The sequence below is a fragment of the Pseudomonadota bacterium genome, from assembly GCA_011049115.1.
GTDB lineage: Bacteria > Desulfobacterota > Anaeroferrophillalia > Anaeroferrophillales > Tharpellaceae > DSCM01.
In genome coordinates this window covers 1-14,822 of sequence record DSCM01000084.1, presented here as the reverse complement: position 1 = coordinate 14,822, position 14,822 = coordinate 1, and the positions used below count along the sequence as shown (strand labels likewise).

Below are 14,822 nucleotides of genomic sequence, written 5' to 3'. Positions count from 1 at the left end.
CGACAACATAACGATTGTTGGCGAGCTGATTACCCCGATCGCCATGGAAAAAGAATTACGCTTTGCTATTCGTGAAGGTGGTCGGACCGTAGGAGCCGGCGTCGTCAGTGAGATTATTGCCTAGACAAGCACTCTGGATGCAAGGCTTTTAAAGCGATTTCGAAGCCAGGGAGGGGTAAGTGAAAGTCCTCTCTGGCTTCAGTCTGTTTGTATGATAGGTAATGCTGGCAGAAAAAAGACCCAGTCCCTAATGAAAAACAGCAGATGGTCGTGAAGGGCCGTCTTGAAAGGTAAGGTTGCGAAATTACAATGCGCGATAAAGTGACGTTGGCATGCGGTCAGTGCAAAAGAAGAAATTATACGACTAAGAAAAATAAAAAAAATACTCCCGACAAGCTGGAGTTTAAGAAATATTGCCGTTTTTGTCAGGCTCATACCCCGCATAAAGAAACTAAATAAACTCAATTGCAGTTTTTACAGGCCAGTAGCTCTAATGGCTAGAGCACCGGACTCCAAATCCGGGTGTTGGGGGTTCGAATCCCTCCTGGCCTGCCAGGTTTTAAATTACCAAGCCAGATTTATAATTTACAGTAAAGGATTTGTAATTTGTCTTCAGCTAAGGAAAATATTACTGAGCTCGTTCAGTACCTGAAAGACTCAAAGGGGGAGATGAAAAAGGTCACCTGGCCCGGACGTAAGGCTACACTCGGCCTCACTTGGGTGGTGTTACTTACTGTATTTGTGATCTCTCTTTATCTGGGACTAGTTGATCTGGGACTGGCAAAACTGATTAAATTCATCCTCGCGGGCTAACACAGATGATCTGCGCGGCAGTGAGTACAGGGTAAGTTATGGCGAAGAAATGGTATGTGATTCATGCTTACTCCGGCTATGAAAACAAGGTCAAGCTGACCCTAGAGGAGAGAATCAGGCAGTATGGCCTTGCTGATATGTTTGACGAGGTGGTAGTGCCGACCGAGCAGGTTGTGGAAATGGTTAAAGGGAAAAGGCGTACATCACAAAGGAAATTTTTCCCCGGCTATGTTCTGGTCAAGATGGAAATGAATGAGGAGACTTGGCATCTGGTTAAAGGTACCGCCAAGGTGACCGGTTTTGTCGGAGGAGGTGACCGGGTCGAGGCCACAAGATCAATCTCGGAAGCCGAAGCTCGCAGCCTGTTAGATCGTATCGCCGAAGGTGAAATGCGGCCTCAGCCCAAGGTCCTTTTTGAACTGGGTGAAAATGTTAGAGTGCTTGAAGGACCCTTTGCCAATTTTACCGGCGTTGTAGATGAAATTAATCTCGATAAGGGTAAAGTCAGGGTTTTGGTAAGTATTTTCGGACGTCCGACACCGGTTGAAATTGAATTCGGGCAACTTGAAAAAATCAGTTGAGTGGGTTTCGTGCTGGTGCAAGATACTGCAGCTGGCCCCCCTCAAGTCAGATTCTTAAGTAAAAAATCAAATTATTCCGGTATGTCCGGCCATTTCATTCAGGTCAGGCTTTGCCATAAGTCTTGTCCCTGTTTTTACGCGAATCCGCAGGAGAAAAAGGATGGCGAAAAAAATCACAGGTTTGATTAAACTTCAGATTCCAGCTGGGAAAGCTAACCCTTCGCCGCCAGTTGGTCCGGCGCTTGGTCAGCACGGAGTTAATATCATGGAGTTCTGTAAAGCCTTCAATGCCAGAACCGATGATCAACAGGGGATGATAACCCCGGTTGTCATTACAGTTTACGCTGATCGCAGCTTTAGCTTTGTAACTAAGACTCCGCCGGCGGCAGTGCTGCTTAAAAAAGCGGCCAAGATTGAAAAAGGCTCTGGTGTCCCGAACAAGAATAAGGTTGGTAAGGTGACACAGGCTCAGATCAAGGAGATAGCGGAGCTGAAATTGGTTGACTTAAATGCTGTTGATCTTTCTGCCGCCACCAAGATTATAGCCGGGACGGCGCGCAGTATGGGGATTGTAATTGAATGACCGTTGTTTAATTTGATAAATAGATCAATTACTGATGGGAAGGTTAAAGCACCTGCGGCAATAAAGTTCAGAAAAAGGCCTTGAGCGGCACTGTTAAGCCCTGTACCATAGCCTAAGCTTTCGAGACGCTGGTCCTTGGGTGTTTTTATAAGACCATTTCAATTTATGAGGAAATAATGGCTAAACGAGGAAAGAATTATCTGGCCAAGCGCGCAGGGGTTGATTCGCAGAAAAAATATGCGCTGGGCGAGGCTTTGGAACTGTTGAAAACCATGCCGGTGGCGAAATTCAATGAAAGTGTTGATGTGGCCGTGCGACTGGGGGTTGATCCTCGTCATGCTGATCAAATGGTTCGCGGCGCGGTAGTCCTGCCCCATGGGACAGGCAAGAGTGCTCGAGTCGTGGTTTTTGCCAAGGGTGAAAAGGAAATTGAAGCGAAAGCCGCCGGGGCCGATTTTGTCGGGGGTGATGATCTGGCGAAGAAGATCACAGATGGTTGGCTCGATTTCGATAAAGCGGTAGCCACACCTGATATGATGGGGGTGGTTGGAAAATTAGGCCGGATTCTAGGCCCCAGGGGCTTGATGCCTAACCCCAAAATTGGGACAGTCACCTTTGACATCGAGCGCGCAGTTAGGGATATCAAGGCTGGGAAGGTAGACTTTCGGGTCGAAAAAGCCGGTATTGTGCATGCTCCAGTAGGTCGTCTTTCCTTTGCCGCTGAAAATTTGCAGGAAAATATTGCGGCTCTGATTGAGACCTTGATCCGGCTAAAGCCGTCTTCAAGCAAGGGGAATTATTTGCGGGGGTTCACGCTTTCATCGACGATGGGTCCGGGGATCAGGATTGATCTAGCCAGTCTTTAAATCACTTGCAGTTTATTTATGCGATGATGGAAAATTAAGAGCATGAACTGATAAAAGAGCATGTTTGCGGGTCGTCAAGGCCGTCGTTGGCTGGCTTGGCATGTAAATATAAGAGTTATCGGGATCAATCTTAAGGATTTATGAGCTGAAGACCGTGGGTTGACTGCATTTGCGCAGGCGTAAGATCCTACCGAGGCTGTCTGACTATCCAGATCATGACTGGTTGGTTTGATAATTATAAAGCTCATTTGCCTTTTGAAATAACATCAGACTAAGGAGGTGAAAGAAGGTGAATAGAGCGGAAAAGCAGGCCCAGATTGATGGGCTGACAGCAAAATTCAAGGACGCGCAGGCTGCTTTTCTGACCGATTATCGCGGATTGAATGTTGAGAAACTTACGGTTCTGAGAAATCAGTTGCGTGAGAAACAGACTGAGTACAAGGTGGTCAAGAATACCTTGGCGCGAATTGCTGCCAAGGCATCTGGAAACGACATTTTGGCGGATTACCTTAAGGGACCCAGCGGGCTGGTCTTGGTGTATGGTGATCCGGCCGCTGCCGCCAAGGCTTTAGTTGAGTTCGCCAAGACTGAAACTAAACTGGAAATAATGGGTGGCGTACTCTCTGGATGCTATCTTGATAAAGACGGCTTGAAAAGGCTGTCCGAATTGCCCAGTCTGGATGTCATGCGGGCAACCTTGCTGGGTACCCTTAACGGTGTCCCCGGCGGCTTCGTCAATGTGCTGAGCGGCGTGGTAAGGTCGGCAGTACAGGTTCTGAACGCGATAAAAGAGCAGAAAGAGCAGAGTCAGCCAAACCAGTAGATACTGGATACTGGACTGCATCTGAAGTTGGTTTTCAGGTCAGTCTAAATTTAAAAATTCATAGTCAGATTACAATGTACATAGGAGTATCAAATCATGTCCATTACTAAAGAAGATGTCATACAGTTTATTGAAAATATGTCCGTTCTCCAGCTTTCGGAACTGGTTAAGGAGCTGGAAGAAAAATTTGGGGTTTCAGCCGCAGCTCCCATGGCTTTTGCCGCGGCTCCGGTTGCGGCCGATGCCGGCGCGGTAGCTGAAGAACAGACGGAATTTGATGTTATTCTCACATCTTTTGGCGACAAGAAGATTCAGGTAATCAAGGTTGTTCGTGAAATTACCGGCCTGGGCCTAAAAGAGGCGAAGGATGCGGTTGAAGGAGCTCCCAAGGCGATCAAAGAGGCCGTCAGCAAGGATGAAGCTCAAAGCCTGGTGAAGAAACTCGAGGAAGCCGGAGCTACTGCTGAGATTAAATAATTTCAGGATGACTGTTGTAAATCGTTAAGTTACTTCCTTGAAACGTAAGGGATAGAGCAGTCACAGCCTCTATCCCTTACGTTGTTTTTGTGTTTGTCGAAATCTGGTAGATGTCGACTGAAATTTTTTAGCCGGCAAACTATTCCCACCCCCTTGCATTTAGTTCATTACTTTAACTCTGGAATTATATGAGGTATAAAGTTCTATGGTAGCCCGGAATAGCCGTAACCTGCCTCGTCTTCGCTGTAACTTCGCTACTATTGATGAAGTTGCGGAAGTCCCCTTTCTGCTGGATCTGCAGCTTGACTCATTTAAGCGTTTTCTTCAAGATGATGTGCCTCCCGAGGATCGGGAAGACAGCGGCCTCGAAGGCGTTTTTCGGAGCGTTTTCCCGATCAAGGATTTCTACGGAACTTCTTCTATCGAATACGTCAGTTATAACCTTGGGACTCCACGTTACGATGACCGTGAGTGCATGCTTAAAGGACTTACCTATGCGCTGCCGATCAGGGTTAGAATCCGTCTGATTATTTGGGATATTGAAGAGGGCAGCGAACAGCGTTCCATTCGCGACATCAAGGAGCAGGAGGTCTACTTCGGGGAAATACCTCTGATGACAGAGAGAGGGACCTTTATCGTAAACGGTACTGAAAGAGTTATTGTGAGTCAGTTGCACCGTTCACCTGGGGTTTTCTTCGCTCAGGAAAAGGCGAAAAGTGCGGTTAGTGGAATGTCGCTGTTCAGTGCCAGGGTTATTCCTTACCGGGGGTCTTGGATTGATTTTGAATTTGATAATAAGGATCTTATTTATGTCAGGATTGACCGGCGGCGTAAACTCCCGGCGACGGTTCTGTTGCGAGCTCTGGGGTATTCGACCGAAGAGTTGCTGAATCTTTTTTATGACAGTATTGTTGTTAATTGCCATGCTGATGGTTCTTTTACCCGAACGGTGGATTATGATACCCCGGATACCGTCGCCAGCTTTAAGGCGCGTGAGGATATTGTCGATTCAGCCAGTGGTGAAGTGTTGTTGCTCAAGGGTCGTAAAATCAGCAAAACCGCATTGCGGCGCATGAAAGCGGCCGGATTGGCATCCCTGCCGATTCAGGATGAGGAGTTGGTGGGTTCCTATATGTCCCACGATGTGGTCGACCCGCAGACGGGCGAGGTTTTGCTTGAATGCAATGAAGAGCTTACGGCCGATAAACTGGCGGCTCTACAGGAAAGTGGGGTCGAAAAATTTGAAATTCTTTTTATCGACAATGTGAATGTAGGCTCTTACCTGCGTGATACCCTGCTGGTCGACAAGATCGTTTTGAGTGATGAGGAAAGAGAATCCCTGGTAGGCGGGGACAAGACTGAAAAGGAACTTGAAGTAGAAAAAGCCAAGCTTGAGATCTATCGTCGTCTGCGTCCCGGCGAACCGCCGACCATTGATATCGCTGACGCCCTTTTTCAGAATCTCTTTTTTAATCCCGAACGCTACGATCTCTCCCGGGTAGGTCGTCTCAAGATCAATCACAAGCTTGGAACCAACCAGCCCCTGGACGCTAAAACTCTGACAGCCGAGGATATCTTGGCGATTGTCAAGTATTTGATTTCCTTGCGGACCGATAAAGGGGTGATTGACGATATTGACAATCTGGGTAATCGCCGGGTGCGTACGGTGGGTGAACTGATTGAAAATCAGTATCGGATCGGTCTGGTGCGCATGGAAAAATCGATTCGCGAGCGGATGAGCCTTCAGGAAATTGATACAGCGATGCCGCATGATCTGATCAACTCCAAACCGGTGAGTGCCGCGATCAAGGAGTTTTTCGGCAGCAGTCAGCTTTCTCAATTCATGGATCAGACCAACCCGCTTTCGGAAATAACCCATAAACGGCGCCTGAGCGCACTTGGACCAGGAGGTTTGACTCGTGAACGGGCCGGATTCGAGGTCCGTGATGTACACCTGACTCACTATGGCCGGCTTTGTCCTATCGAAACCCCTGAAGGTCCAAATATCGGGCTGATCGCGTCACTGGCTACTTACGCCAGGGTCAATGAATTCGGCTTTATAGAGACTCCATACCGCGTGGTTCATAACGGGGTGGTCAGTGATGAAGTGCGCTATCTTTACGCCATGGATGAAGACGATAAAATTATCGCCCAGGCCAGTGCCCCGCTCAATCACGACGGCAGCTTCGCTAATGAGCTGGTAACCTGTCGTAAAGCTGGTGAGTACAGCATTGAGCCTCGGGAAAATATCGACTTTATGGATGTTTCGCCGCGCCAGCTGGTCAGTGTTGCGGCTTCCCTGATTCCTTTTCTAGAGCATGATGATGCCAACCGGGCTCTAATGGGTTCCAATATGCAGCGTCAGGCCGTGCCCTTGCTTCGGGCCGAAGCGCCGATGGTCGGTACCGGAATGGAAGGTCGGGTGGCCCTTGATTCAGGAATCGCGGTGGTCGCGAAAAGAAGCGGTTATGTCGAGTATGTTGATTCTAGTAAAATCGTCGTTCGTCATGAAGGTTACAGTCAGCCTGAAGGCAGCGAGGATGATTTCGGTATTGATATCTACCGGCTCGCAAAATTCATGCGCTCCAATCAGAATACCTGTTTCAATCATATTCCTCTGGTCAAAAGCGGAACCTTTGTCGAGGCTGGAGAAATCCTGGCGGATGGTCCCTCGATGGATCACGGTGAGCTGGCCCTGGGACAGAATGTCAAGGTCGCGTTCATGCCCTGGGGTGGTTATAACTTCGAGGATTCGATTCTGATCAACGAACGCTTGATCAGGGAGGATAAGTTTACCTCCATTCATATTGAGGTTTGCGAGGTTGTTGCCCGGGATACAAAACTTGGACCGGAAGAGATCACCCGGGACATTCCTAATGTTGGTGACGAAGGCTTGGCTCATCTTGATCAGGATGGCATTGTTCATATCGGAGCCCATGTTAATCCCGGGGACATCCTGGTTGGTAAGATTACCCCGAAAGGCGAGACTCAGCTTTCTCCCGAGGAGAAGCTTCTGCGCGCTATTTTCGGTGAGAAGGCGGGAGAAGTCAGGGATACCTCGCTTAGGGTTCCACCCGGTATGAAAGGAGTGGTTATTGACGCCAAAACCTTCGCCCGCAAAGGCTACGGGGGCGATGGTGATGCCGATGAGCGTGAGCGCGATTTTAAGCTGGTGCGCAAGGAGGCGGACGAGGAACTTTATTTTATCCGGCGTAGCGTTATCGCCAAACTGCGCGAACTGTTGATTGGCCAAACCCTGGAAACCGATCTTAAGGGAGGCAAGGGACTGGTTGTGTTGAAGGCCGGAACCATGCTGCAGGCGGAAGATGCGGCCAAGGTTACGCTGAAGATGTGTACCAACCTGGTTTTGCGCGGGGCTCCGGAAGTTGAAGAGAAAATAGCCCGTCTGCTTGATTACATGGAGCGAAGTCAGAAAAGGGTTGAAGCTCAGGTCGAAGAAAGGATTGAAAATCTCAAACGTGGTGATGAGATGCAGCCAGGTGTCAACCAGATGGTCAAGGTCTATATCGCCATTAAACGTAAGCTTTCGGTAGGGGATAAAATGTCTGGCCGGCACGGGAACAAGGGGGTTCTCTCACGGATTGTCCCTGAAGAGGATATGCCGTATCTGGCCGATGGCACAACCGTTGACATTGTCCTTAATCCGCTGGGGGTACCGTCACGCATGAATGTCGGTCAGATTCTGGAAACCCATCTCGGTTGGGCCGCGCAGAGTCTGGGACGGCAGATTGAGGAGATGATCGAAGCAGGATACGGGCCGGCGCCATTACGTGATAAACTGAAGCAGGTTTTTGCTCACGACCGGCGTTCCCTGGCCTGGCTGGCGGCAGCGGACGACGAGGCCATTCGCGAACAAGCGGCCAAGTTATCCGCCTACGTGCCGATGGCGACCCCGGTTTTTGATGGTGCCGGTGAAGAACGAATCAAAGAATGTCTGGAAAAGGCCGGCTTGCCGCGGAGCGGCCAGGTGCTGCTTTATGACGGTCGTACCGGGGAGGCTTTTGAACGTCCCGTAACCGTTGGCTACATGTATATTCTCAAACTTCATCATCTGGTTGATGATAAGATGCACGCCCGATCGATCGGACCCTATTCCCTGGTTACTCAGCAGCCGCTGGGAGGGAAGGCTCAGTTTGGCGGACAGCGGCTTGGAGAAATGGAGGTCTGGGCTCTGGAGGCCTATGGCGCGGCCTATTCTCTGCAGGAATTTCTGACGGTCAAGTCGGATGACGTCGCGGGACGGACCCGGATGTATGAAGCAATTGTAAAAGGTAAGCAGACCCTTGAATCCGGTCTGCCTGAATCCTTCAATGTTCTGATCAAGGAACTTCAGAGCCTTTGTCTGGATGTGGAATTGGAGGAAGAGAACTCATGAGAGATGTCTTAAGTTTTTTTCAGAAGCCCAAGGATGCTTTAACTTTCAGCGCCCTGCGGATCAAACTGGCTTCACCGGAAAAGATTCGCAGCTGGTCATTTGGTGAAGTCAAGAAACCGGAGACGGTTAACTATCGCACTTTCAAACCCGAGCGCGACGGGCTTTTCTGCGCCAAGATTTTTGGTCCGGTCAAGGATTTCGAGTGCAACTGCGGCAAATACAAGCGCATGAAACATCGCGGCATTGTTTGTGAAAAATGCGGGGTTGAGGTTATTCAGTCCAAAGTCAGACGGGTGCGCATGGGGCATATCGAATTGGCCTCGCCGGTGGCGCATATCTGGTTTCTGAAGAGTCTGCCAAGTCGGATTGCCTTGCTTCTCGATAAAACCCTGAAGGATGTTGAACGGATTCTCTATTTTGAAAACTATGTGGTTCTGGATGCCGGCAGAGCGGAAGAGGTGGTCGTCGGTCAGCTGATTTCCGAGGATGAGTATTTGCTGCTTAGGGAAAGATATGGAGATTCGATCCGTTGCGGCATCGGGGCAGAAGCCGTCAAGGAGATGCTTCATAGTATAAATCTGGAGGCGGAGCGTCTGAATCTGCGTCAGGAGATGACGGAAACCGGCTCGGACGCGAAAAAGAAAAAGATCGCCAAACGCCTCAAGGTGATCGATGATTTTATTAAATCAGGTAATCTTCCGGAATGGATGGTGATGGATGTTATTCCGGTCCTGCCACCCGATCTGCGTCCCCTGGTGCCGCTTGATGGCGGGCGTTTTGCAACCTCCGATCTTAATGATCTCTACCGGCGGGTTATCAATCGCAATAACCGTCTCAAACGACTGATCGAGCTCAAAGCTCCCTGGATCATTATCTGTAATGAGAAAAGGATGCTGCAGGAATCGGTTGATGCGTTGTTCGATAACGGTCGGCGGGGCCGGGCAATCAGCGGTGCCAATAAGCGTCCGCTGAAATCCTTAAGTGATATGCTTAAAGGAAAACAGGGACGCTTCCGGCAGAATCTGTTGGGCAAGCGGGTCGATTACTCCGGTCGTTCCGTGATCGTGGTCGGTCCGGAATTGCGCTTACATCAGTGCGGTCTGCCTAAAAAGATGGCCCTGGAGCTGTTTAAACCTTTCATCTACAACCGGTTGCTGGAACGGGGTTATGTAACCACGATCAAGAGTGCTAAAAAAATGGTCGAACAGGAGAAATCTGAGGTCTGGGATTTGCTGGAGGAGGTAATTACCGAGCACCCGGTTCTTCTCAACCGGGCTCCGACCCTGCATCGTCTTGGCATTCAGGCCTTTGAACCAGTCCTTTCCGAAGGGAAGGCGATTCGTTTGCATCCGCTGGTTTGCAGCGCCTACAATGCCGATTTTGATGGTGACCAGATGGCCGTACATGTGCCCCTGACGATGGAGGCGCAGACTGAAGCCCGGGTCCTGATGATGTCAACCAATAATATTCTTTCGCCTGCGAACGGCAGACCGGTGATTATTCCGACCCAGGATATCGTTTTGGGTGTTTACTGGTTGACTCGTGATCGGCCCTTTGCTCTGGGTTCAGGCAGTGTCTACTGCTCGCCGGATGAAGTGCGCATGGCCTATGATGCCGGCTGCGTCCACCTGCAGGCGGTGATAAAGGTCATGCTCGAGGGTCAGTTGACGGAAACCACGGTTGGCCGGATACTGCTGCGTGAGATTGTTCCGGAAGAAATCTCATTTTCGTCATATAATAAAAATCTGACTAAAAAGACGATCTCCAGACTCTTTGAGGATGTCTATCTCAAAGCGGGTGATAAAAAATCAGTTGTTTTTGCAGACCGGATCAAGGATCTGGGCTATAAGTTCGCCACGCAAGCGGCGATCTCGATCGGGATTGATGATCTGGAAATTCCGTCTTCGAAAAATGCCCTGATTGATGAAGCCAACGAGAAGGTACGGGAGATTGAAAGGCAGCTCAATAACGGTCTGATCACTTCCGGTGAACGCTACAATAAATTGGTTGATATCTGGTCCAAGACGACGGATCTGGTCGCCAATGAAATGATGGCGACTATCAGTAAGGATATTATCGAGGATGGGGAGGGTTGCAAGCACGAGGTCAAATCCTTCAACTCGGTATATATGATGGCCGATTCCGGGGCGCGCGGCAGCCAACAGCAGATTCGTCAGTTGGCGGGAATGCGAGGACTGATGGCCAAACCTTCCGGTGAAATTATTGAAAATCCGATTATCGCCAATTTCCGTGAGGGTCTTAACGTTCTGCAGTACTTTGTTTCCACCCACGGAGCCCGAAAAGGTCTGGCCGATACGGCGCTGAAGACCGCAAATTCCGGTTATTTGACCCGACGTTTGGTGGATGTTGCTCAGGATGCGGTGATCAGCGAAATTGATTGCGGCACCCTGGATGGGATATATGTGACCCCGCTGACTGAGGGCGGCGAGATTATCGAAAAGGTCGCGGATCGGGTTCTCGGCCGGGTAGCTCAGGATGATATTATCTCTCCGGTCACCGGCGAAATTCTGGTCGAAGCCGATCAGGAGATTACTGAAGATCTGGCGAAAAAAATTGATGCCTCGGGGATCGATCGGGTACTGATTCGTTCAGTTCTGACCTGTCAGGCGAAACATGGCATCTGTGCCTATTGTTATGGTCGTGACCTGGCGCGTGGTCGTTTGGTCAATATCGGTGAATCAGTCGGGGTCATCGCGGCCCAGTCGATCGGTGAACCCGGCACTCAGCTGACCATGCGTACCTTTCACATCGGGGGGACGGCCAGCAGCGCGATTGAACAATCAGCTCTGGAGGCTAAACTGAGTGGTCGCGCCCGGTTTGTGAAGCTTGATACGGTTCGCAATCGGGACGGTAAGTTGGTTGCTATGAATCGTAATGGCGAAATTGCCGTGGTTGATCAGAAGGGGATTATCAAAGAACGCAACAAGGTGGTTTTTGGCGCCATACTCCATGTCGAGGAGGGCGATGAAATCAGGCCGGGGCAGATTCTGGCCGAGTGGGACCCCTTTTCGATTCCCACCATTGCTGCGGTCAGCGGTCGGATCAAATATGGCGACCTGATTGAAGGGGTGACGGTTACCGAGCAGGTCGATCAACAGACCAGGATGTCGCGACGGGTTGTGACTGAGTCGAGAAACGTCGATTTGCGGCCCCGACTTTCGATCAAGGACGAAAGAAACCGGACCATGAAAGTCGGAGATCGGGGTGATGCCCGCTATTATTTCTCCCCGGGGGTTCATGTTCGGGTTAATGATGGCGAGGAGGTGCTGGCGGGAGATATTATCGCCACCAAGCCTCGTGATACGACAAAAACCAAGGATATTACCGGGGGTCTGCCGAGGGTAGCGGAACTTTTCGAGGCTCGTAAACCAAAAGAGATCGCGGTTGTTGCTGAGATCGATGGGATTGTTTCTCTTGGTAAACTGGCTAAGGGTAAACAAAAGGTTGTCATTACACCGGAGATTGGTGACCCCATCGAGCATCAGATACCCAAAGGTAAGTATCTGATTGTGCATGAAGGTGATATGGTTGCCGCAGGTGAGCCTTTAGTTGATGGTTCGGTTGATCCGCATGATATTCTCAGGGTTCTCGGCGTCAAGGAGCTGGCTAAGTACATCGTTGATGAGGTACAGGAGGTTTATCGACTCCAAGGGGTAGGTATCAATGATAAGCATATTGAGGTGATTGTTCGTCAGATGCTGCGCCGAATCAAGATTGTCGATCCCGGTGACACGGTATTTCTGGTGGATGAAACCGTAGAAAAGCTAACCTTTGAAGAGGAAAACCTGAAGGCCGTGAAAGAAGGCCTGCGGCCTGCCGTCGGCGAACCCCTCTTTCTGGGAATCACCAAGGCTTCTTTGAGCACAGAAAGTTTTATTTCTGCCGCTTCCTTCCAGGAAACGACCAAAGTGTTGACGCAGGCCAGTATCGCGGGAAAAACTGATTATCTGCATGGTCTTAAAGAAAACGTTATTATGGGTCGTCTGATTCCGGCCGGTTCCGGGCAGCGCCTTTATCGTAATCTCAAGGTCGGCATGTCCGAGGAAGATAAGATCCTTCTGCAGGAAGCCGCGGCGGCGGCCGCCGCCGCGGCCAAGGCTAGTGAGGCCGCCCTGTTGATTAACGATGATAACGACGATGACTTTTCGGCCGATTTCTATGCCGGAGAGGTAGTCGCCGAAGCCCGGGGCGAAGATTGATGGCCGCCGCGACAATGCTTTGAGCGCGTGCTCGAATTATTATAAGGTCGTCGGCCGCCTCGGTTGCTCGCGGGGCGGACAATGCAGGGGGTAAGTTTTAAGGTTGTATTAACTCAAAATGAAGGTTTAATTGACATGGCACTGGATGAAGTTGTTATTTCTCGAGCGATTATTGATCGTTATCACGAAAAACTCGTAAACCATCTTGACAATGATGTCATTATCGTGGGCGGTGGTCCAGCTGGGCTGGTAGCGGCCTATTATCTGGCTAAAGCCGGGAAAAAAGTTGCCCTTTTTGAGCGCAAACTGAGTTTGGGCGGCGGCATGTGGGGCGGCGGCATGATGTTTAATGAAATCGTCGTGCAGAAGGAAGGGGTGCGAATCCTCGATGAGTTCGGCATTCGTTATCGTGAATTTCAGCCGGGTTATTATACTGCCGGATCGGTTGAATCGGTGGCGGTTTTGGTGGCCAAAGCCGTACAGGCCGGAACCGAAGTTTTCAATCTTTTCTCGGTTGAGGACGTCATGGTCAGGAATGATCGGGTTTGCGGTCTGGTGATCAACTGGACTTCGGTGGAGATGGCGGGTCTGCATGTTGACCCTCTGGTCATCAAGAGCTCTTACGTGGTTGACGCAACCGGGCATGATTCCGAGGTGATCGATGTGATTCAGCGCAAGGCAGGTTCGCAGCTGATGACTGAAACCGGAAAAATCATGGGTGAGAAATCGCTCTGGGCCGAGGTGGCGGAAAAGGCGACTGTTGATTGCACGAAGGAAATTTATGCTGGCGTGTATGTCGCGGGGATGGCGGCCAATGCGACCTATGGTGCTAATCGTATGGGCCCCGTTTTCGGGGGGATGTTGCTTTCCGGAGAAAAGGTGGCGCAGCTTATTCTGGCCCGGCTTGACGCAGGAAACTAGTGGTCTCTGAGCGCGGAGTATATCGGGTTCTCGACGCCAACAATAATCGTCTGCGTGAAGGATTGCGGGTGGTTGAAGACTATTATCGGCTGGTTTGCGATGATGGGAGAGCCCTGCTGGTCAAAGATCTGCGCCATCGGCTGCGGGCGCTGTTTGATGAAGGATTAAGTCAGGCCTGCCTGGAACAGCGTCGGGCCGCCGATGATATCGGAGCCCGGACCTTTACCCGGAGTGAAGCTGATCGGGGTGACTGGCCGGTTTTGCTGCAGGCCAATCTGAAGCGGGCTCAGGAAGCCGCTCGTGTTATTGAGGAATGCGCCAAACTGCTGGGTCGGCCAGAACTTGCCATAGAGAGCAAAGCTCTGCGCTTTGCTCTCTATGAACTCGAACAAGACGTCCTTGATGGTCGGTCGGCTAAGATCAGGGAGTGGTTTTACCCGCCGACTAAGGACTCCGCCGCCCTTTACCTGGTTGTCGACGAAGCTTTTTACCTGGGGGACGATTTTTTCAGCGATCTTGAGGCCATGCTGGAGGTTGGGATAGATTTTCTCCAGCTGCGCCGGAAGTCCGGTTCCGACCGAGGATTCTTGCAACGTGCACTGGCCCTTGCGGCTCTCTGCCGCAAGTATAAAACCCCTTTCATTGTCAACGACAGGCCTGATATCGCGTTGCTGACCGGGGCGGATGGACTTCATCTGGGACAGGAGGACTTGCCGCTGGCCCAGGCTCGTCAGCTGGTCGGTCCGCGCATGCCGATTGGTCTCTCAACCCACTCCCTGGCGCAAGCCTTGGCGGCCGAGGCGGAGGGGGCCGATTATATCGGCTTCGGACCGATTTTTACCACTCCCAGCAAGGTTCGTCCGGACCCGGTAGTCGGAACCGCCGGGCTTTGCGAAGTTCTGAAACAGGTTTCGTTGCCGGTGGTTGCCATTGGTGGCCTGGATGAAACTAATTTAGCTCAGGTCGCGGCCGGCCGGGTTCCGGCGGTAGCGGTGATCAGGGCTTTGCTTGCAGCCGAAAAACCGGCCGCCAGAGTAATCCAGTTACGTGCACTGTGCCGTTATTAGTACCGCACAGTTCATTTCGGTTTGAAAAGACAAGAAAATGTTTTGACAAAAGCGTTTATCTGCGGGTCTTAAAGG

The 14,822-nt window shown here is 50.7% G+C and carries 12 protein-coding genes and 1 tRNA gene; all 13 read left to right on the top strand.

The window, feature by feature from the left end; all coding sequences use genetic code 11:
- Positions 1-124: elongation factor Tu (tuf, locus tag ENN66_07095; protein HDS16364.1), on the top strand; the 124-nt coding region annotated here is incomplete at its 5' end.
- A 185-nt stretch (positions 125-309) separates the two neighbouring features.
- A complete protein-coding gene (gene rpmG, locus ENN66_07090) occupies positions 310-459 on the top strand; it encodes a 50S ribosomal protein L33 (GenBank protein HDS16363.1) in 150 nt (49 codons plus the stop codon).
- A gap of 19 nt (positions 460-478) precedes the next feature.
- Positions 479-555: transfer RNA gene (locus tag ENN66_07085), tRNA-Trp, on the top strand.
- A 114-nt stretch (positions 556-669) separates the two neighbouring features.
- A complete protein-coding gene (gene secE, locus ENN66_07080) occupies positions 670-813 on the top strand; it encodes a preprotein translocase subunit SecE (protein ID HDS16362.1) in 144 nt (47 codons plus the stop codon).
- Between the two features lie 38 nt (positions 814-851).
- The gene (gene nusG, locus ENN66_07075) at positions 852-1,394 is read left to right on the top strand and encodes a transcription termination/antitermination protein NusG (protein ID HDS16361.1); all 543 of its coding nucleotides are present in this window, start codon (positions 852-854) and stop codon (positions 1,392-1,394) included.
- A gap of 160 nt (positions 1,395-1,554) precedes the next feature.
- The gene (rplK, locus tag ENN66_07070; protein ID HDS16360.1) at positions 1,555-1,977 is read left to right on the top strand and encodes a 50S ribosomal protein L11; all 423 of its coding nucleotides are present in this window, start codon (positions 1,555-1,557) and stop codon (positions 1,975-1,977) included.
- A gap of 176 nt (positions 1,978-2,153) precedes the next feature.
- Positions 2,154-2,843, top strand: a complete 690-nt coding sequence (locus ENN66_07065) for a 50S ribosomal protein L1 (GenBank protein ID HDS16359.1) — start codon at positions 2,154-2,156, stop codon at positions 2,841-2,843.
- A 289-nt stretch (positions 2,844-3,132) separates the two neighbouring features.
- Positions 3,133-3,666: a 50S ribosomal protein L10 gene (locus tag ENN66_07060; GenBank protein ID HDS16358.1), complete on the top strand. Its 534-nt coding sequence runs from the start codon at positions 3,133-3,135 to the stop codon at positions 3,664-3,666.
- Between the two features lie 93 nt (positions 3,667-3,759).
- The gene (locus tag ENN66_07055; protein ID HDS16357.1) at positions 3,760-4,143 is read left to right on the top strand and encodes a 50S ribosomal protein L7/L12; all 384 of its coding nucleotides are present in this window, start codon (positions 3,760-3,762) and stop codon (positions 4,141-4,143) included.
- Positions 4,144-4,348: 205 nt separating this feature from the next.
- Entirely contained in the window at positions 4,349-8,539 is a 4,191-nt protein-coding gene (gene rpoB / locus ENN66_07050; protein ID HDS16356.1) for a DNA-directed RNA polymerase subunit beta, read from the top strand.
- The gene (rpoC, locus tag ENN66_07045; protein HDS16355.1) at positions 8,536-12,759 is read left to right on the top strand and encodes a DNA-directed RNA polymerase subunit beta'; all 4,224 of its coding nucleotides are present in this window, start codon (positions 8,536-8,538) and stop codon (positions 12,757-12,759) included. Before rpoB ends, rpoC begins: the two co-directional genes overlap by 4 nt.
- A 135-nt stretch (positions 12,760-12,894) precedes the next feature.
- Positions 12,895-13,680 carry a thiazole biosynthesis protein gene (locus ENN66_07040; protein ID HDS16354.1) on the top strand — a complete coding sequence of 262 codons (786 nt, stop codon included), beginning with the start codon at positions 12,895-12,897 and terminating at the stop codon, positions 13,678-13,680.
- Positions 13,680-14,747, top strand: coding sequence for a thiamine phosphate synthase (thiE, locus tag ENN66_07035; protein HDS16353.1), 1,068 nt, complete (start codon positions 13,680-13,682; stop codon positions 14,745-14,747). Before ENN66_07040 ends, thiE begins: the two co-directional genes overlap by 1 nt.
- Positions 14,748-14,822: the final 75 nt, after the last annotated feature.

Excerpts from the sequence above, each read along its gene's own strand:
- rpmG (HDS16363.1), top strand. The coding sequence starts at position 310 with ATGCGCGATAAAGTGACGTTGGCATGCGGTCAGTGCAAAAGAAGAAAT.
- secE (HDS16362.1), top strand. The coding sequence starts at position 670 with ATGAAAAAGGTCACCTGGCCCGGACGTAAGGCTACACTCGGCCTCACT.
- nusG (HDS16361.1), top strand. The coding sequence starts at position 852 with ATGGCGAAGAAATGGTATGTGATTCATGCTTACTCCGGCTATGAAAAC.
- rplK (HDS16360.1), top strand. The coding sequence starts at position 1,555 with ATGGCGAAAAAAATCACAGGTTTGATTAAACTTCAGATTCCAGCTGGG.
- ENN66_07065 (HDS16359.1), top strand. The coding sequence starts at position 2,154 with ATGGCTAAACGAGGAAAGAATTATCTGGCCAAGCGCGCAGGGGTTGAT.
- rpoB (HDS16356.1), top strand. The coding sequence starts at position 4,349 with ATGGTAGCCCGGAATAGCCGTAACCTGCCTCGTCTTCGCTGTAACTTC.
- rpoC (HDS16355.1), top strand. The coding sequence starts at position 8,536 with ATGAGAGATGTCTTAAGTTTTTTTCAGAAGCCCAAGGATGCTTTAACT.
- ENN66_07040 (HDS16354.1), top strand. The coding sequence starts at position 12,895 with ATGGCACTGGATGAAGTTGTTATTTCTCGAGCGATTATTGATCGTTAT.